We start from the raw sequence: 18,178 nt of genomic DNA on the forward strand, positions 1-18,178 counted from the left end.
GACCCTGCGCCGCTGTGACACTGCGACGATATCTGTCACAGCGTCCTCCCTGGACGCGCCGGCGTCAAGCGCCGTCCTGCCCGCGGATCTCGCCCGTCGCCCGGCCCGCCCGCCTTACGTTGCGCGCCCCCGGGCCCTTGGGCATGCTGTGTCCGCTTTGTTCGAAATGACTGGAGACAGCGCACGCGATGAACGCACTTCTCGAGGATGCTCCGCCGCGGCCCGAGCCCTTGCCCGGTCCGGCCGAGCCGTCCTCCGACACCCCGCCGACCCGGGAACGGCCGGACCGCCGCTGGCTGATCGACGTGACGATCGGCGTCGTCTCCAGCCTCGCGGTCGGCCTGCTGCTGGCCGGCTACCAGGCCTGGATCGACGACGAGCGGGAGAGCCGGACGCAGGCCGTCGAGGCGGATCGCGCCGAGCGGGACCAGGTGCTCGCCAACGTGACCTTCATCCGCGAGACGATCCGCGACGCGCCGGAGGGGGTCAAGCCGTTCCGCGGGATGAACCTGCGGGGCGCCGACCTCTCCGGGATGGACCTCGGGTGCCCCGTCCACTACGACCCCGCCGGTGGCTGGACGAGGGACCGGGTGGAGACCTGCGCGGACTTCACCGGGGCGGACCTGACCGGCGCGCGGCTGGACGGCGCGAACCTCACGGGCGCGCTCCTGGTCGACGGGTCGCTGGCGGAGGTGTCGGCGACCAACCTCTTCGCGCCGTCGGCGGAGATCGGCGGGAACCTGGAGGGTTCGCAGTTCGACGGGGCCGTGCTGTTCGGGTCGGTCTTCCGGTCGCCCGAGGGCACCTCGTCGTTCGAGGACACCAGCCTCGACGGCGTCCAGGTCGAGCAGGTCGAGCCGGCCGAGCCCGGTCAGGAGGCGACGGCGACGTTCACCCTGGCCGAGGTGTCGATGACGGGCCTGCAGACCGGTTCCGGCGGCGACGCGTCGACGGTGGGCTGGACGTCGATCGACTGCACGTCGGGACTCGCCCAGGCGCGCCGCGGCGGCGACGTGCGGCAGGTGGCGTCGTACGTCGACCTGGGCGACGGCGGCCGCGTCCAGTGCGGCGACTACGGGCAGCGGTGCGACTTCGACCGGTTCCCGCAGGTGGGCGCGCAGCTCGTGGCGGGCGGCGTCTGGAAGATGCCGGCTCCTGGGTGCGACTCCGGGTTCTCGGGGAGGACGCCGGAGGACACGCCCGCCGCGGAGGTCACCGAGTTCTACGACCACCTGCTGCCCGACTGGACGCGCGAGGACATCGCCGCGGCCCAGAGCCTGTGACGGTGTGCCGCGGTCCGGGCGTGGCCCGGACCGCGGCACACGGGGTCAGGCCTGGGCCTTGGCGGCCGCCTTCTGCGCCTTCTTGAACGCGCGGACCTCCTGCAGCGTCTCCGCGCTGGTCACGTCGGCGATGGAGCGGCGCGAGCCGTCCTCGCCGAACTCGCCCGCGGCCTCGCGCCAGCCCTCCGGCCGGACGCCGCGCTGCTTGCCGAGCAGGGCGAGGAAGATCTTGGCCTTGCGCTCCCCGTATCCCGGCAGGGCGTTGAGCCGCTGGAGCACCTCGCGGCCCGTCGGGGCGCCGCCGTCGGCGCCGGGCGCGGTCCAGATACGCGCGGCGTCGCCGTCGTACTCGTCCACGACGGTGTGGGCGAGCTCCAGCACGCGGCCCGCCATCGACCGTCCGTAGCGGTGGATCGCCGGGGGAGTGGTCGCCATCGTGACGAACTCGTCCGGATCGGCCTCGGCGATGGCGCGGACGTCGAACGAGCCCATCCGGTCACGGATCTTGCCGGGGCCGGCGAAGGCGTGCTCCATCGGAAATTGTTGATCCAACAACATGCCGACAAGGAGGGCGAACGGGTCGTCGCTCAGCAGCCGGTCGGTGTCAGGGTCGCCGGTGATCCAGAGCTCGGTAGCCATGGATCCATCCTGCCTCGTGTCGGGCCCTGAGGCGCTGGATCTGGACCCCAGATCCCTCGTGAGCCCTGGCGTACGGCGGTCACCCGTGCTCCGGCAGGATCTCTCCGAGTCCCACCGCGGTTGCCTGGAGGATCAGCGAGACCCTCGGCTCAAAGTCGAGCGCGGCATGCGCCCACTGCGGTTCCTGCTCGTAGAGCGCTGCGAGTGTCGGGGCGGGGTGCGCCGCCTGCCAGAGACCGGCCGTCACCGTGACGGTCGTCGCCACCAGGGTCTGGATCTGAGCGAGAGTCATGGAGCTCGCACGGTCCAGTGCGCCGACGAGCTCGTCGTGAGCCGCCGTCGCCCGGCTCTTGTAGCGGCGGGCGCGGTCCAGGCCGACGTCGTTCTCCAGGCTCATCACGACGTGGGTCAGGAGGTCGCAGAACACGGACAGGGACGTGACGGTCTCGGCCAGGACCTGGGCGACCTCGACGGGGCCGAGCCCGCTGCGGCCGGCGGCCGCCTTCGTGACGGCGTCGCGCCACTGGCCCCACCCGCGCTCGGCAAGTTCGAGGAGGAGCTCCTCCTTGCTGGCGTAGTACCGCCGCACACCTGTGCGGTGCAGGTTGGCACGCTCGGTGACCGCCGCCACCGTGACGAACCGGACCCCGCCCAGCTCGAGTGCGACGGCTTCGGCCGCGGCGAGGAGTTCTTCGGACCTCGTGGCCTTGTCCTCGGCTGAGCGGGCTCTCTCACGCATGCCACCAAGGTAACGCATCGCGTAGTGCGCTATCTCGGAACTCTGTGCTAGGTTCCACTTAACGCATCATGAGGTGCGTTATCAGTCGGCTGCGGCCGCAGAGCAGAGGAACCCCCCATGAAAGCTGTTCAGGCCAACGCCTTCGGAGATCCGGCGGTCCTCTCCGTCGTCGAGCTCCCCGACCCCGCCCCGGGCCTCGGTCAGGTCGCCATCGACGTCTCCCATGCCGCGGTCGGACTGATCGACCTGTTCTTCCGGCAGGGCGTCTACCGGGACAGTCCCGGCATGCCCCAGCCCCCGTTCGTCCCGGGTCTCGAGGTCGCCGGCACGGTCCGGGAGCTCGGCGAGGGTGTCACCGACCTCCACGTCGGCGAGCAGGTCGTGGCCATGTCCCAGACCGGCACCGGGGGCTACGCCACCGTGTACGTGGCGAACGCGCACTCCGTCGTCTCCATCGAAGGTTCCGGTATCGATCCTGCGCTGGCCGTGGCGATGATCCCGAACGCAGCGATGGCCTACGCGGCGCTCACCGAGGTGGCCCACCTACGCGAGGGGGAGACCGTGCTGGTGCACGGCGCGCTCGGCGGCCTCGCCGGCGCGTTCCCCGGCATGGCGAAGCAGCTCGGCGCTTCTCGGGTGGTCGGCACCGTCCTGACCGGCAAGCTCGACCAGGCTCGTGCCACGAAGCTGCCCTACGACCGGATCGTGGACTCGACCCAGCTCTCCGAGGTCCTCGGGGACGAGAAGTTCGACGTGATCATCGACCCGGTCGGCGGCAGGATCCGTACCCAGAGCCTCGCGCTGATGGGCCCTGGTGGGCGCCTGATCGCAGCCGGCAATGCCAGCGGCGACCGGGAGCACACCATCACGGACAGCGAGCTCTGGCTCGGCAGCATCACGATCGCCGGCTTCAACGCCGGCGCCTTCCTCCCCACCCACCCCGAGGTGGTGCGCCCCGCCCTCGAAGCAGCGCGCACCGCGGTCGCCGCGGGCCTCTGCCAGACCGTGGTAGACGTGCTCCCGTTCAGCCAGGCCGCTCTCGCGCACGAGCGGATGGAGAACCGCAGCGTCGCCGGGCGCATCGTTCTCGGGGCCCGGTCATGACGGTCATGGGGCGGGTCGCCGAGCTGCTGGCGCCGCTGCCGCCCGCGACCACGCGCAAGGTGACCGTCGAGCGGGGTCTCCGGATTCCGATGGACGACGGCGTCACCCTGCTCGCCGACCACTGGGCACCCAGGCCCGCGGCGGGAACACGGCTCGACCAGATCCCCGTCGTCCTGGTCCGCACGGCGTATGGACGCGGCGGGCCGCTCGGGCTCCTGTACGGGCCGGTGCTGGCCGAGCGCGGTGTGCAGGTGCTCCTGGTCAGCGCACGCGGCACGTTCGGCTCCGGTGGCGAGTTCCTGGCGATGCGGAACGAACGCGAGGACGGGCTCGCGACCCTGCGCTGGCTGGACGACCAGCCGTGGGCGGGCGCCGGCGTGATCCTGGCCGGCTCCAGCTACTTCGGGTACACGCAGTGGGCTGTCGCGGACGTGGCGCCGCCCTCGGTCAAGGCCATGGTTCCCCACGTCACCTCCTCTCGCCTCGCGCTCGGCCTCATGCCACCCGGGAGGTTCGACCTGGAGACCATCGTCGGGTTCTCCTGGAACACGGCGCCGCAACGGCGCCGCGACCAGCAGCTCCCGGCTTCGCAGGAACGTCGCGGGTACCTGCTGCGCGCCACGATCGGCGCCGACAGGCGACGTGTCGACCGCGCCATGAGCACGCTGCCGCTGACCGACGTCGACACGGCGCTGCTCGGGCGGGACTCGCGGTTCTACCAGGAGCTCCTGCACCACGACCAGGACGACCCCTACTGGACCGTCGCCGACCTCAGCGGCACGGTCGGCGACGTGCAGGTACCGATGAGCCTCGTCGGGGGCTGGTACGACATCTTCCTGCCCGATCAGCTCCGCGACTACACCAACCTCATGACCGCAGGCCGCGCACCTCGACTGACGATCGGCCCGTGGTGGCACGCGGATCCTCGTGGCATGGCCGCCTCGGTGAGCGAGACCGTCGGCTGGGCGGCCGCGCTCGCCCGAGGCGACGAGCCCGAGCAGCGCGGTCCGGTGCGGCTGTTCGTCATGGGCATCGACCAGTGGCGTGACGTCGAGCAGTGGCCGCCCACCGGCTACCCGCACCAGCCGTGGCACCTGCGTCCCGGGGGAGAGCTCGGTCCGACACCGACCAGCTCCGCCGAGCCGACCCCGTTCGTCTACGACCCGTCCGACCCCACTCCTTCACTCGGTGGCCCCAAGCTGAACCCGGGTGGTGCCGGCCCCGTCGACAACCGCCCGCTCGAGGCGCGCCCTGACGTCCTCACCTTCACCTCTCACACGCTCGACGCGGACCTCGAGGTGATCGGAGACGTCACTGCCGAGGTCTGGGTGCGCACCGACCGCCCGGACGGAGACGTGTTCGTCCGCCTCTGCGACGTGGACGAGAACGGCAGGTCCACCAACCTGTGCGACGAGCTGGTCCACTTCACCGCCGACGGCATCACCAAGGCCGCACTGCGTCTCTCACCGACCGCGCACGTGTTCAGAGCCGGTCACCGGATCCGGGTGCAGGTAGCCGGTGGCGCGTTCCCCCGCTTCGCCCGCAACCTCGGCGGCGGCGAACCCCTGCCCACCGCCACCACCCCGTACGAGGCCCACATCGAGGTGTTCCACGACGCGGAGCACCCGTCGGTGGTGCTGCTGCCGACGAAGGAGCCACGACCTTCCCGGTGAGCCACGCCTGAACCAGCCGGGATGCTGAGCGTTTTACCGCCTCGCATCCCGGCTGGTGAGGGCGCCCGCTGCTCTGAGCAGAACGCCCGGCTCCGTCGGCACGGCCGCTCTACTCTCGAAACCATGGCCGAAACCGCTCCGCCGCCGCAGCCCGTGCCTGACGACGTGCCTTCGGGCGCCGACGCCCCGCCGTCGTCGGCCCGTGCCGCCTGGCCGAGACGTGAGCCCCTGTGGCGGCACCTGGTGGGCGAACGTCTGCGGCAGCTCCGGCACCTGCGCGGTGAGACCCTCGACCAGACGGCGCGCCGGGCCGGCATCTCGCCGCAGTACCTCTCGGAGATCGAGCGCGGGGTCAAGGAGCCGTCCAGCGAGATGATCGCGGCGATCACCGGCGCGCTGGACGTCACGCTGGTCGACCTGGTCAGCGCCGTCGCCGATCGTCTGGTCACCGTACGGTCCACCCCGCGCGGCCCGACCTGCCGGTCGGCCTTCGCGCTGGCGGCATAGGCCCGGCCGGCTGTCCGGACCGGGCCGATCCGGTCGGCCCTGGCCGCCGCCGCGACCGGGCCCGGACCGGGCGGGCCGGAACCCACCCGGCCCGCCCGCGGCCGCGTCAGCGCTGCTCGATGACGTGGTCCAGCAGCCCGTACTCCCGCGCGGCGCCGGCGGTGAAGATGCGGTCCCGGTCGGTGTCGGTGCGCAGTGCGCCCACGCTCTGCCCGGTGTGCCGGGCGAGCGCCTCCTCCATGTCGGCCCGGATCCGCACCACCTCGTCGGCCTGCAGGATCAGGTCCGGGATCGCCCCGCGGCCCTGCGCCGCGGGCTGGTGCAGGATGACGCGGGCGTGCGGCAGCGCGGCGCGCTTGCCCTCGGCGCCCGCGGCGAGCAGCACGGCGCCGACGGCGACAGCCTGCCCGACGACGGTGGTCGACACCTGTGGCCGGATGTAGCGCATGGTGTCGTAGATGGCCATGCCGGCGCTCGGGTCGCCGCCCTCGCAGTTGATGTAGAGCTGGATGTCGCTGTCCGGGCTGCTCGACTCCAGGTGGATGAGCTGGGCGATCAGCGCGTTGGCGACGCCCGCGTCGATCGCGGTGCCCAGGTAGATGATGCGTTCGCTGAGGAGCTGCGAGTAGACGTCCATGATCCGCTCGCCCCGCGGGTGCGCGGCGATGACGTTCGGGATGGTGTAGGTGCTCATCGGGCGTCCCCCTCGGCGGTCGCAGTGGTCGTCGCGGCGGTCGGCGCAAACCCGGTCCGGGCGCGCTCCCGCGGCCGGATGCCGTCGAAGCCGCCCACGATCGTGTCGATGAACCCGAACTCGCGCGCCTCCTCGGCCGTGTACCAGTGGTCGTGCAGCGAGTCGTCGAAGATCCGCTCGACCGGCTGCCCGGTGTCCTCCGAGATCAGCCGCAGCACCGTGTCGCGGGTGTGTCGCAGGTCGTCGGCCTGCAGCTCGATGTCGACGGCGGTGCCGGCGATCCCGGCGGACCCCTGGTGCATCAGGACCCGCGCGTTGGGCAGCGCGCGGCGCTTGCCCGGCGTGCCCGCCGAGAGCAGGAACTGGCCCGCGCTGTAGGCGATGCCCAGCACGAGCGTGGAGACGTCGTTGGGGATGGTCCGCATGATGTCGCGGATGGCCAGCATCGCCGGCACCGAGCCACCCGGGGAGTGGATCCAGAGGTCGATGTCCGACGACGGGTCCTCCGTCGCCAGCGTGATGAGCTGCGTCATCAGGAGCGTGCCGTTGTCGTCGTCGAGGGGTCCGTCGAGGACCAGGACACGCCGCTCGAACAGGTCGCGCCGGGAGCGCTCGCCGAACTGCGGGGGCTGCGGTGATTCGGTCATGACCTCACCGTGCCTCCCCGGGTGGGCCCCGGGGAGGCGGATCTGCCGTGAGCAGCACTGCTCTGAGCAGCGAGAACTATTCGACGCGCAGGTCGATCCCGAACCGGACCTTGCTGTCGGCGGGGACCTCGCGGGCGACGTAGCGCAGCCACCAGGTGTCGTCCGCGGCGTCGGGCTCGACGGCGACCAGCTCGGCATCGGTGTCCAGCGTGACCTCCAGGCCTGGCAGCTCCCAGCGCTCGGTCGTCAGATCGGCGAAGGGGACGCCGTCGGCGACGTCGCGCACCGTGCCGCCGCCCAGGCCGCTCTCCGGGACCCGGACGTGGAACGCGAACGCCAGGTCGCCGCCGTCGTGCCGGGCGCACGTCAGGTCGAGCGACGGCCCCTCGGCCCGGGCGTCGACGGCCAGGTCGCTGACCAGCCGGATCCAGCCGACGTCGACGCCGTCCGCACCCACGCCGTCGCCCGAACCGGCACCGCTCGCCCCGGCACCGCCCACCCCGGAAGCGCCGTCCACCAGCCAGTGCACCGTCGCCGGGTGGAACTGGTCGGCCAGGTTGCCGCGCTCGCCCTCGACGTCCTCCGCGCCGACCAGCAGGCGCTCGCCGACCCACGACGTGGCGACCCGGCGCGGGTCGCGCACGATCACCTGGTCCACCTGCCGCTCGCCGCGGAACCCGGTGAGGTGCGCCAGGGCGTCGTCCGGCACCTCGGCGCCCAGGACCGCGACCATGGGGCCGAGCGCCAGGTCCCACGCGTGGCGGAACGGCCGGTCCGTCTCGGGGAACGGCGCCAGGTCGCGCCCGACGGCCGCCCAGATCCACAGCCCGATCCCCGAGGCGTAGTGCCGCAGGTCCATGCCGTAGCTACGGTCGTACGGGCCCGCGAGGTTGTGCAGGCCGGCGTGGTAACGACGCGCGGTGTCCTGCCAGAGGACCGCCTCCAGCTCGGCCCCGCCGTCGCGCAACGGGAGCTGGTGCGCGTACCGGCGCCACAGCGCCAGCGCGTACAGGTCGATGCCGTAGTAGGTGGGCGAGTTGTACTCGTCGAACGTGCCGTCCACCCGGAACCGGGCCAGCACCTGCTCGGCGAGCCGCAGCGCCGGTGCCGCCCAGGCGGGTTCGCCCAGGCGGACGGCGGCGTCGTCCAACAGGAAGGCGGCCATCAGCGCGATGTTCGTGTAGTGCGCGCCGACGCCGCGCGCGAGCGACCCCTCGACGGCCAGCCGCAGTGTGGCCTCCACGCGCGGTCCCAGGTCACCCGCCAGGGCCTCGGGGAACTCGTTCGCCACGACCACCAGGGTCGTGCCGATGAACTCGCGCCAGTTCGGGTCGTAGTCGCGCCACGCGACGGACTTCGCCGTCGGGCGCGGCTCGTGCGGGCTGCGCAGCCACGTGCCGTGGAACGGCGTCCCCGGGGCGTCGAGCTGGTGGTCCAGCACCCTGGTCAGGGCGCGCCGGGCCCGCTCCAGGTCGGACTCCGCGCCGTCCCGCGCCGCGCCCGCTCCGGAGACGCCGTCCCGGGCGGGCAGGTTCCGCGCGAGCAGGCCGACGGCGTACCAGCCGGTCTCGCGGACCAGGTGCCCCGTCGGGGCGTGGCCGCCGCCGGGCTCCTCGGGCGCTCGCAGCAGCCCCACCTCCGGGTCCCACTGCTGGTCCATCCAGTGCAGGGAGCGGGCGGTCAGGTCACGGGCCTCGGGGGTGATCCGGGCGGGTCGCATCGTCGGTACCTCGTCCTCGTCGATGAGTGGTCGGTCGTGCGGCGCCCACGCTCTCACACGTCCGGGTCCGCTCTCACCCGTCCGGGTCAGGGGATCAGGCGGTCCGCGATCTCCAGCGTGTCCTCGGTGAAGTGCCCGTCGTCGCGCACCACGAGCGTGCCGCCGAGCCGGTCGAACATCGCGCGGCCCTGCTCCGCGTCGCAGCCGAACTCGTCCGTCACGGAGTTGAGGAACACCAGGTCCCGGGCGTGCGAGCGGATCGCGTCCCAGTCGTAGGAGTCCTGCAGCACCGGCTCCGGGCCGGGGTTCGGGTTGGTCGAGTAGCCGCCTACGAGCACCGCCTGCGCCACGGTGACGTCGAGATGCTCCAGCAGCGCCAGGAGCAGGGCGGCCCCGCCGGAGTGCCCCACGAGCACGGTGTCCTCGTCGAACGTGTGCGCGGCGAGCACCGTGGGCAGGAACGTCGCGATCGGCTCGACGTTGGTCCCGGGGTGGTGCGGCGTCTCGACGTCGTACCCCCGCTGCCGCAGCCGGTCCGCGAGCCAGGGGTACCAGATCCAGGCCGGGTCGGCGTTGGTCCCGTGGAAGATGATCGCCCTGCGTCCCATCAGCTCTCCTTCGTCGCGCGAACGGACGGGGGCGTCCGTTCGCGTGTGGTGTCCGGCGTGGTCTCCGGCACGGACGCTACCGGCCGGCCAGCCGCACGGCCGGGTCCACGGCGAGGTTGACCTGGTCGAGCACCGGCTCGAACCCGATCGCCGCGTACACGCGGTTCGACACCGGGTTGTCGCGGTCGGTGTAGAGGCAGACCCGGTGGCCGTCGTCGAGCACGCGCTGGGCGACGTCGGCCACGAGCGCCCGGGCGTAACCGCGCCCGCGGTGCTCGCGCGGCGTGTAGACCGGACCGATCCGCACCACCCCGAACGACGGCGGCCGGGCACCGGTCAGCTGCACCACCTCGCCGTCGACGTCCCAGAGCCAGACGTCGCCGTCCTCGATGCGCTGCCGGGCGCCGCCGATCCGCAGCGGCTCCGCGTCCTCGTCCGGCGCGCGGCCCGACTGGGCGTCGGCCTCCGCGTGGAACACGTCGAACCACGCGGTGACCACGCCCAGGTCGGCGAGCGTGGCGAGCCTGGCGCGGCCCGACGGCGGCGCGGGCCGCACGATCCGCGTCGCCTCCCACAGCCGCTCCGGCCGGTCCTCGCGCACGGTGCCGCCGGTGCTGCGCACCACCTCGTCGGTGAACGCGCGGACGGCGGCGACGGGGCCGTTCGCCGAGGTCAGCGCGGCGTCGCCGGCGCGGGCGGTCCGGTCCAGGGCGGCGCGGGCGAGCAGCCGCGCGGCGTCCTGCGGCAGGTCGGGCACCCAGACGGTGTGCGGCGGGTGCGGCATCGTCCGCATCGCCACGGCGACCACGGCGTCGTGCTCCCGGACGACGGCCCACCACATCGGGTGCTCCGGCCGCGGCCCGCCAGGAGTGAAGGAGCGGGCGGCCTGGTGGGTCACCGTCGCGACGATGCTGGACACCACCGGGTCGGCGGCCAGCAGGTCGCCCGCGACGTCGAGGACGGCCGCCGGATCATCGAACAGCTCGACGCTGTAGGCGCTGGTCACCCGGAAATCCTGGCACGCGCCGCGCCCCGGATCGAGCGCACGACGCCCGCGGGCTGCTGATCCGCCGGCACGTCATGTCCGGCCCGCGGCGTGATCGGCAATCTGTCAGGTGGTCGGCGGAATGTCAGGTGGTCGGCAGCCCGAGGTGCCGATCACCTGACATTCTGCCGACCGCCCCGAACTGCCGACCGCCTGACAGACTGCCGACCGTCCCTCTGGTCAGCGGACCAGCCGGACCTCCAGCAGGTCCGTGTCCGGGTCCGTCGCGGTGACGCCGTCGGGCAGGAAGCCGGCCCGCTGCAGGAACTTGCGCGCGCGCGGGTTGGAGGCGAACGTCCAGACCTGGGCCGACGTGCCGGGCGGGAGGATGTTCTCCAGCAGCGCGTGGCCCACGTTGGTGCCGTGGAAGGCCGGGTCGACGTACAGCTCGTGCAGCTCGATCGGCTTGGCCGGGGGCTGCCCCAGGTGCGGGCCGGACGGGTTCTTCATCGCGAAGCCGACGATCTTGTCGCCCACCTCGGCGACGAGCGCCTTGTTGCCGGCGGCCAGGATCCGCATCCAGCCCTCGGTGCGGGTGCCGAGAGTCTCGGTCTTCCAGTGCTCGGGCGGCAGGAGGTCCTCGAACATGGCGCGCCGGGTGGTCCAGTGCACGGCGGCGATGCCGACGGCGTCGTCGGGGGTCGAGGCGCGGACGTGGAAGTCTGACATGAGGGGAACGGTAACCCGACTACCTGACCATCCGGACCTCTGCCAGGTCAGCGGTGCTCGTGTCGACCACCCGGGCGCCCTCCAGGACGAAGCCGTTGCGCTCGTAGAAGCGCCGCGCCCGCGGGTTGTCCTCCGCGACCCAGAGCTGGGCCGGGGTTCCGGGCGGCACCACGGCGTCCAGCAGTGCCTGCCCGACGCCGGTCCCGTGGTACGGCGCCAGCACGTACAGCAGGTAGAGCTGCCGGGCGCGCACGGGCAGCACGTCCTCCTGCTCGACGGCGTCGCCGGCCATCGCGATGCCGACCACCTCGCCGTCGGCGTCGGCGACGACGGGTGTGGCGCCGTTCGACAGCCACCGCTCCCACGTCGTGATGCGGCGCTCGAGCGTGGCCGTGGCCCAGAACTCGGGCGGGAGGATCGCCCCGTAGGTCGTGACCCAGGTGGTGTGGTGCACCTGGGCGACGGCGGCGGCGTCGGAGAGCGTGGCTGTGCGCAAGATCACGACGCGAAACATACTCCCGCGCCGGGGTGCCCGATGACACGCGGCCACCACCCGGCCGCCGTCCGCCCGGAAACCCGGCCTGACCTGGGCGTCAGCCCTTGTGCAGGGTCCCCACCAGGCACTCCTCGATACCGATCGCCGACAGGAGCCGCGACGGAACCGCCCCGAGCCAGCCGACGGCCTCGTACGCGGGCACGAGCCGCACGTCCTTGACCACGAAGTCGGCCCCGCCGCGCTCCAGGCGCACCGTGCCCGCACTCATGGTGTTGCGGGCCCAGTCGGTGCCCGAGCCCCACGGCAGCGGCAGCACCGCCAGCACCTCGTCCTCGGGCTGGGCCGCGAACGCGACCAGGGGGGTGCGGTACTCCACGCCGGAGCGGCGGCCCACGTGGTGCAGCACCACCCACGGCGGGATGCGTCCGGCGACGCGGAGCACCCACGGGTTGAGAACCTTGCCTGCCTGGACGACGAACTCTGGTGCGGCCATGGCTCCCATCATGGAGCAGGTCAGCTCATCCGTCAGCCCCAGGGCGCCGACCGAAATGTCAGCCGCGCTCGAAGGAGAGCACCGGCCGACCCGTCCGTGGGTGGCGCAGCACGTCCACGCGGACGCCGTAGACCGGCTCCAGCACCTCCGGGACCAGCACCTCGCCGACGGGGCCCGCCGCGACCACCCGGCCGTGGTCGAGCAGCACCAGGTGGTCGCAGGTCGCGGCGGCGAGGTTGAGGTCGTGCAGGGCGGCGACGACGGTCACGCCGTCGGCCGCGAGGTCGCGCAGCACCCGCATCGCGTGGAGCTGGGCGGAGATGTCCAGGTGGTTGGTCGGCTCGTCGAGCAGCAGCAGGCGCGGCTGCTGCGCCAGGGCCCGCGCCATGTGCACACGCTGGCGCTCGCCGCCCGACAGCGTGCCGACCTCGCGGTCCGCGAGCTCCTTGGCGCCCGCGGTGTCGAGGGCCGCGCGGGCGGCCGCACGGTCCGCGTCGGAGTCGCCCGCCAGCAGCGAGCGGTGGGGAATCCGGCCGAGCAGCACGGCGTCGAGCACGGTGAGCGGGAGGTCGGTCGTGGCGTCCTGCTCCACGAGCGCGAGCACGCGGGCGCGCTCGCGCCGGGGCAGGGCGGCCAGGTCGGCGCCGTCGAACGTGGTGGACGGTTCGGCTGCGGACGGCGTCCGCCCCGCCTGCCCGCTGCCCGACGACGGCGCCCGCCCCGCCTGCTGCACCCCGGCCAGCACGCGTAGCAGGGTCGACTTTCCGGACCCGTTCGGCCCCAGCAGCCCGGTGACGGCGCCCACCGGCGCGACCAGTCCGACGTCGTCGAGGATCCCTCGCGACGAGATCTCCCAGAACACCCCCTCGACCGCCAGCCCCGCCCGCTGAGTGCTGGGTATCTGTTGGCCAGAGGCACTTGAGACCCGCAGATGTCCAGCACTCACCGCTGGTTTCCCTTCCAGAGGAGGAACGCGAAGACCGGCGCGCCGATCGCCGCCGTGACGATGCCGACCGGCAGCTCGCGCGGCTCGAACACGGTGCGGGCCAGGGTGTCGGCCCAGACCAGGAACGACCCGCCGGCCAGGGCCGACAGCGGCAGCAGCAGCCGGTGCCGCGCGCCCGTGAACAGCCGCACCGCGTGCGGCAGGATCAGCCCGACGAACCCGATGGACCCGCTCTGCGACACGAGCGCGCCGGTCAGCAGGGCCACGCCGATCAGCAGGACCCACCGGGCACGGTTCACGGGCACGCCCAGAGCGGCGGCCGCGGTGTCCCCGAACGTGAACGCGTCCAGCACCGACCCGGTGAGCGCGAGCAGCGTGCCGAGCACCAGCACGGCGCCGCCGGCGATCGCCACCGACGTCCAGGTCGCGGACGCCACCGAGCCCATCAGCCAGGACAGCACCTCGCGGAACGCGTCGCCCTTGGCCGACCAGAAGATCACGAACGACACCGCCGCCGCGCAGAGCTGGCTGATCGCGAGCCCGGCGAGGACCGTCCGGGTGGGCGTGATCGTGCCGAGCGCCCCGGCCAGGGTGAGCGCCAGGGCGAGCGCGCCGACCGCCCCGGCGAACGCCGCGACCGGGAGCAGCAGCGGGACGCCCGCCAGCAGCACCAGGACGGCGCCCAGCGACGCGCCCGAGGACAGCCCGAGCAGGTACGGGTCGGCGAGCGGGTTGCGGGTCAGCGACTGCATCACCGCGCCGCAGACCGCCAGGCCCGCGCCGACGGCCGCCGCCGTCAGGATGCGGGGCATCCGGAGCTGCCACACCATGCCGTCGCGCAGCGCGGGCAGCGGCTCCAGCCCGAGCGGCCCGCCCAGCTCGAGGTGTGTCGCGAGCGAGCGGCCGACCTCGGACAGGGCCAGGTCCGCCGGGCCGATCGTCACCGCGACGCCGACGCTCAGCACGAGGACGAGCGCCGCGCCGGGCAGGGCGAGCCAGCCGCCCGGCCGCGGGGAGACGCCGGGCCGACCCGGCGCGGCCGGCGCGCCCGGTCGTCGCGCCACGTCCGACACGGGACCGCTCACAGCCCGAGGTCCGCCAGCTGGTCCACCACCGAGGCCACGGCGTCGACGTTCCGCACGCCGGCCTCGGTCGCCGGGAAGGGCAGCACGACGTACCGCTCCTCCTTGACCGCGGACATCTTGCGGGTCGCCGGGTTGGCCTCCAGCGCCTCGATCTTCGCGTCGGCGGGGTTCCACGCGGCATCGACCAGCACGATCACGTCGGGGTCGGCCTCGACCACGTTCTCCCAGCCGAGCGACGTCCAGGTGTCGTGCACGTCGGCCGCGACGTTGGTCAGCCCGGCGGCCTCCATGATCATCTGCGGCGCGCCGATGCCCGCCCCGACGTACGGGGTGTCGTCGCCCGAGGACCACCACAGGGCCGTGAGGCCGCGCTCGTCGGGCTCGATCGCGGCCAGCGCCGCCCGCTGCTCCTCGACGAGCGCGGCCGCGGCGTCGTCGGCGTCGAACAGGGAGCCGACCTCCTCGATCTCCGCGAACACCGTGTCGAAGGTCAGCGGGTCCGGCATGTACCCGTCCTCCTTGCAGGCGGCGGGGGAGACGTACGTCGCGACGCCGAGCTTCGCGAGGGTCTCGCGGTCGCCCGCGGTCTCCGCCGTCAGGTTGGACTCCCAGCCGGCGTAGACCAGGTCGGGCTCCAGCTCCAGCGTGGCCTCCGAGCCGGGCGCCTCGTCGGCGAACGGCTCGTCGACGGCGGGGACGGACTCCAGGGACTCCGGCAGCGGTCCGTCGAGGAACGCCGAGCCGACGATCCGGTCGCCCAGGCCGAGCGCCAGCAGCATCTCCGTGGTGGACGACTTGATGGTCACCACCCGCTCGGGCGGTGCGGTGACCTCGGTCTCGAACCCGCAGTTGTCCAGGGTGACGGGGAATCCGGCTGATGCCGGGGACGCGCCCTCGGCGTCCACCGCACCGGGTGCGCCGGCCGAGCAGGCGGCGAGGGCGAGAGCCGCCGCGGCGACGACGGCGGGCAGGACGACGGTCCGTGCGGACGGGCGAGGCGAACGGGACGCACGGGCAGGTCGGGGGTTCACGCGATGGCTCCAAGGGGTCGACGAACAGCCCACGACATGAGTGCCATGGGTGCACAGCGACGCGCCATCTCGCGTCCGGGCGGGAAGCGGCTCACGACGAGAGCCGCATCGGCGGGCCAAAGCGTGGCCCGCGACCCGGCCGCCACATTACACCGGCCGTCCTGCGCGTCCGGGGCGCTTTCGCTCTCGGCGTCGGACCCGGCCGACGGCGAGCGGCCGCCGACGTTAAGGTGCGGCCATGAGCGACAGCACCGCCCCGCAGACCGGTCCCGAGACCACGCCGACCCGACGCGCCCTGGTGACCGGCGCGTCGTCGGGCATCGGTGCCGCGACCACCCGCCGGCTGCGCGCCGACGGCTGGGACGTCGTCGCCGCGGCCCGGCGCGCGGACCGCCTGGAGGCGCTCGCGACGGAGACCGGCTGCGAGGTCTACGCCGTCGACGTGACCGACGACGCCGCCGTCGCCGCGCTCGCGGAGCACCTCGCCGCGACCGGCGGGCTCGACGCCGTCGTCAACAACGCGGGCGGCGCGCTCGGGCTGGACCGCGTGGAGGCCGCCGACATCGACGGCTGGCGGCAGATGTACGAGATCAACGTGCTGGGCACGCTGCGAGTGACCAAGGCCGTGCTCCCGCTGCTGCGGGCGGCGGGCGCTGCCAAGGGCGTGGCCGATGTCGTGAACGTGACCTCGACCGCCGCCCAGGGCGCCTACGAGGGCGGCGCCGGGTACACGGGCGCCAAGCATGCCGAGCACATGCTGTCCCAGACGCTGCGCTGGGAGATCGCGGGCGAGCCGGTGCGCGTCATCGAGGTGGCCCCCGGCGCCGTCGCGACCGAGGAGTTCTCGCTGGTCCGGTTCGGCGGCGACGCCGCGAAGGCCGCCGCCGTCTACGAGGGCTACACGCCGCTGGTCGCCGACGACATCGCCGACACCATCGCCTGGACCCTGTCCCGCCCCGACCACGTCAACATCGACCTGGTGACGATCCGGCCGCGCGCGCAGGCGCACAACTCGAAGATCGTGCGCAACACCGGGATCTGAGCGCTGCCACCACGTCCCGGGCAGGTCCGGGCGAGTTCTTACGGGATCGTCATGATCTGCGCCGGGGTTCGGTCCTCCCAGCAACCCGTGCCAGGCTGAGCTCATGACTCAGGCAACCGAGAGCCCGGCGGTTTCGCGGGCTGACCGCTCTCCGGGAGACGCCGGCTGGGCCGCCCTGGCGGGCGTGCTCGCCGGCGGTGCGGGGCTCGCCGTCGCGGAGCTTGTCGCCGCCGTCGTCGCGCCCGGCGCCAGCACCCTGTTCGCGGGTGGGGCCGCCGTGGTCGACGCCGTGCCCGGCTGGCTCAAGGACGTCGCCGTCCAGTGGTTCGGCACCAACGACAAGGCGGTCCTGCTCGGGACGATGGGCGTGGTGCTCGCCCTGGGCGCGGCGCTCGCGGGCTGGCTGGAGCTGCGCCGGCCGCCGTTCGGCGCGCTGCTCATGGGCGCCGTCGGCGTGGTCGGAGCGATGGTCGCGGTGCTGCGCCCGGACGCGACGCCGATGTGGGCGCTGCCCAGCATCATCGGGCTGGGCGCCGGTGTGCTCCTGCTGCGGGCGGCCGTGGCGCGGCTGCGCCCGGTGCCGGCCCGGCGCGCGGCGTCGGGCAGCGGTTCGGGCGGTGCGACGTCGGGCGACGGGGTGGACCGCCGCGGGTTCCTGACCGTCTCCGGCCTCGCCGTGGGCGTGGCGGCGCTGGCCCTGGTGGGCTCGCGCGTGCTCTCGGCGGGCTCGACGGCGGTGAGCGCCGTCCGGGAGAAGCTGCGCCTGCCCACGGCGCGCACGACGGCGGCCCCGGTCCCCGCGGGCGCGGACCTGAGGCTCGACGGCCTCACGCCCTACGTCACGCCGAACCCGGACTTCTACCGCATCGACACCGCGCTGATCGTGCCGCAGGTCGACCCGAAGGACTGGTCGCTGGAGATCCACGGCCTGGTGGACGAGCCGTTCACGATCACCTGGGACGAGCTCCTCGCGCTCCCGCTGGAGGAGCACCACGTCACGCTGGCCTGCGTGAGCAACACCGTGGGCGGCGACCTCATCGGCAACGCCCTGTGGCTCGGCTACCCGATCCGCGCGCTGCTGGAGCGCGCCAAGCCCCGCGCGGGAGCCGACATGGTGCTCTCCCGGAGCGACGACGGCTTCACCGCGGGCACGCCGCTCGAGGTGCTCCAGGACCCGGACCGCGACAGCCTGCTCGCGATCGGTATGAACGGCGAGCCGCTGCCCGTCGAGCACGGCTTCCCCGCGCGGCTCGTGGTGCCCGGCCTGTACGGGTACGTGTCGGCCACCAAGTGGGTCACCTCGCTGGAGGTCACCACCTTCGACGCCGACCAGGGCTACTGGACGCCGCGCGGCTGGTCCGCGCTGGGGCCGATCAAGGTGGAGTCGCGCATCGACGTGCCGCGCGGCTCCGCGCCCGCCGGCGCGGTGACCGTGGCCGGCGTCGCCTGGGCGCAGCACACGGGCATCGGCAAGGTGGAGGTCCGGGCCGACGACGGCGACTGGGTCACCGCCGAGCTCGCCGAGACCGTGGGCCCCGACACGTGGCGCCAGTGGCACACGTCGATCGACCTGGCCGCGGGCAACCACACGCTCGCGGTGCGCGCCACGGACGCCGACGGCCTGGTCCAGACCGAGGCCGAGGCGCCGCCCGCCCCCGACGGCGCCACGGGCTGGCACACGGTCACCGTCTCCGTGGGCTGAGCCGGACCCGCCGGTCCGGCTGGCCGGTTGGGCCGGTCCGCCCGGGCCGGCCGGT

At 73.5% G+C, this 18,178-nt stretch carries 19 protein-coding genes; 6 read left to right on the plus strand and 13 right to left on the minus strand.

The annotated features are described in order from the left end of the window. Positions 1 to 188 precede the first annotated feature (188 nt). Entirely contained in the window at positions 189 to 1,283 is a 1,095-nt protein-coding gene (locus tag ACH45N_RS09640) for a pentapeptide repeat-containing protein (RefSeq protein WP_397393191.1), read from the plus strand. 45 nt (positions 1,284 to 1,328) lie between these two features. Here ACH45N_RS09640 and ACH45N_RS09645 read toward each other — a convergent pair whose 3' ends face one another. Together ACH45N_RS09645 and ACH45N_RS09650 are read right to left on the minus strand one after the other, a co-directional pair. Continuing rightward, entirely contained in the window at positions 1,329 to 1,922 is a 594-nt protein-coding gene (locus ACH45N_RS09645; RefSeq protein ID WP_397393192.1) for an HhH-GPD-type base excision DNA repair protein, read from the minus strand. Positions 1,923 to 2,001: 79 nt separating this feature from the next. Continuing rightward, the gene (locus ACH45N_RS09650) at positions 2,002 to 2,661 is read right to left on the minus strand and encodes a hypothetical protein (protein ID WP_397393194.1); all 660 of its coding nucleotides are present in this window, start codon (positions 2,659 to 2,661) and stop codon (positions 2,002 to 2,004) included. Between the two features lie 117 nt (positions 2,662 to 2,778). On the opposite strand from ACH45N_RS09650, the gene ACH45N_RS09655 reads away from it, so the two are divergent. The 3 genes from ACH45N_RS09655 to ACH45N_RS09665 all read left to right on the plus strand — a co-directional run bounded on the left by ACH45N_RS09655 (position 2,779) and on the right by ACH45N_RS09665 (position 5,945). Beyond that, positions 2,779 to 3,765 carry a zinc-binding alcohol dehydrogenase family protein gene (locus ACH45N_RS09655; RefSeq protein ID WP_397393196.1) on the plus strand — a complete coding sequence of 329 codons (987 nt, stop codon included), beginning with the start codon at positions 2,779 to 2,781 and terminating at the stop codon, positions 3,763 to 3,765. After that, entirely contained in the window at positions 3,762 to 5,438 is a 1,677-nt protein-coding gene (locus tag ACH45N_RS09660) for a CocE/NonD family hydrolase (RefSeq protein ID WP_397393198.1), read from the plus strand. The genes ACH45N_RS09655 and ACH45N_RS09660 overlap by 4 nt, the downstream gene beginning before the upstream one ends. A gap of 123 nt (positions 5,439 to 5,561) precedes the next feature. Continuing rightward, positions 5,562 to 5,945, plus strand: a complete 384-nt coding sequence (locus ACH45N_RS09665) for a helix-turn-helix domain-containing protein (RefSeq protein ID WP_397393199.1) — start codon at positions 5,562 to 5,564, stop codon at positions 5,943 to 5,945. Positions 5,946 to 6,051: 106 nt separating this feature from the next. Here ACH45N_RS09665 and ACH45N_RS09670 read toward each other — a convergent pair whose 3' ends face one another. The 11 genes from ACH45N_RS09670 to ACH45N_RS09720 form a co-directional block, all read right to left on the minus strand. After that, a complete protein-coding gene (locus tag ACH45N_RS09670; RefSeq protein WP_397393201.1) occupies positions 6,052 to 6,639 on the minus strand; it encodes a ClpP family protease in 588 nt (195 codons plus the stop codon). Beyond that, positions 6,636 to 7,286, minus strand: coding sequence for a ClpP family protease (locus ACH45N_RS09675; RefSeq protein ID WP_397393203.1), 651 nt, complete (start codon positions 7,284 to 7,286; stop codon positions 6,636 to 6,638). Before ACH45N_RS09675 ends, ACH45N_RS09670 begins: the two co-directional genes overlap by 4 nt. A gap of 76 nt (positions 7,287 to 7,362) precedes the next feature. Next, positions 7,363 to 9,006: a hypothetical protein gene (locus tag ACH45N_RS09680; RefSeq protein WP_397393205.1), complete on the minus strand. Its 1,644-nt coding sequence runs from the start codon at positions 9,004 to 9,006 to the stop codon at positions 7,363 to 7,365. Between the two features lie 86 nt (positions 9,007 to 9,092). After that, a complete protein-coding gene (locus ACH45N_RS09685) occupies positions 9,093 to 9,614 on the minus strand; it encodes an alpha/beta fold hydrolase (protein WP_397393206.1) in 522 nt (173 codons plus the stop codon). 76 nt (positions 9,615 to 9,690) lie between these two features. Then, entirely contained in the window at positions 9,691 to 10,620 is a 930-nt protein-coding gene (locus ACH45N_RS09690) for a GNAT family N-acetyltransferase (RefSeq protein ID WP_397393208.1), read from the minus strand. A 219-nt stretch (positions 10,621 to 10,839) separates the two neighbouring features. After that, the gene (locus ACH45N_RS09695) at positions 10,840 to 11,328 is read right to left on the minus strand and encodes a GNAT family N-acetyltransferase (protein ID WP_285105181.1); all 489 of its coding nucleotides are present in this window, start codon (positions 11,326 to 11,328) and stop codon (positions 10,840 to 10,842) included. A 19-nt stretch (positions 11,329 to 11,347) separates the two neighbouring features. Beyond that, on the minus strand, positions 11,348 to 11,830 hold the full coding sequence (locus ACH45N_RS09700) for a GNAT family N-acetyltransferase (protein ID WP_397393209.1): 483 nt from the start codon (positions 11,828 to 11,830) through the stop codon (positions 11,348 to 11,350). A gap of 91 nt (positions 11,831 to 11,921) precedes the next feature. Then, positions 11,922 to 12,317 (minus strand): nitroreductase family deazaflavin-dependent oxidoreductase, encoded by a 396-nt coding sequence (locus ACH45N_RS09705; protein ID WP_397393210.1) that lies wholly within the window; start codon positions 12,315 to 12,317, stop codon positions 11,922 to 11,924. A gap of 58 nt (positions 12,318 to 12,375) precedes the next feature. Continuing rightward, on the minus strand, positions 12,376 to 13,179 hold the full coding sequence (locus ACH45N_RS09710; protein ID WP_397393211.1) for an ATP-binding cassette domain-containing protein: 804 nt from the start codon (positions 13,177 to 13,179) through the stop codon (positions 12,376 to 12,378). 80 nt (positions 13,180 to 13,259) lie between these two features. Further along, complete coding sequence (locus ACH45N_RS09715; RefSeq protein ID WP_397393213.1) at positions 13,260 to 14,327, minus strand: putative F420-0 ABC transporter permease subunit; 1,068 nt, start codon at positions 14,325 to 14,327, stop codon at positions 13,260 to 13,262. A gap of 17 nt (positions 14,328 to 14,344) precedes the next feature. Next, positions 14,345 to 15,379, minus strand: coding sequence for a putative F420-0 ABC transporter substrate-binding protein (locus ACH45N_RS09720; RefSeq protein ID WP_397393214.1), 1,035 nt, complete (start codon positions 15,377 to 15,379; stop codon positions 14,345 to 14,347). Between the two features lie 238 nt (positions 15,380 to 15,617). Between ACH45N_RS09720 and ACH45N_RS09725 the strand changes: the two genes are divergently transcribed. Beyond that, a complete protein-coding gene (locus ACH45N_RS09725; protein WP_397393215.1) occupies positions 15,618 to 16,421 on the plus strand; it encodes an SDR family oxidoreductase in 804 nt (267 codons plus the stop codon). 103 nt (positions 16,422 to 16,524) lie between these two features. Further along, entirely contained in the window at positions 16,525 to 18,123 is a 1,599-nt protein-coding gene (locus tag ACH45N_RS09730; protein WP_397393216.1) for a molybdopterin-dependent oxidoreductase, read from the plus strand. Positions 18,124 to 18,178: the final 55 nt, after the last annotated feature.

The sequence above is a fragment of the Promicromonospora sp. NPDC019610 genome, from assembly GCF_044389365.1.
Taxonomy (GTDB): Bacteria; Actinomycetota; Actinomycetes; order Actinomycetales; family Cellulomonadaceae; genus Promicromonospora.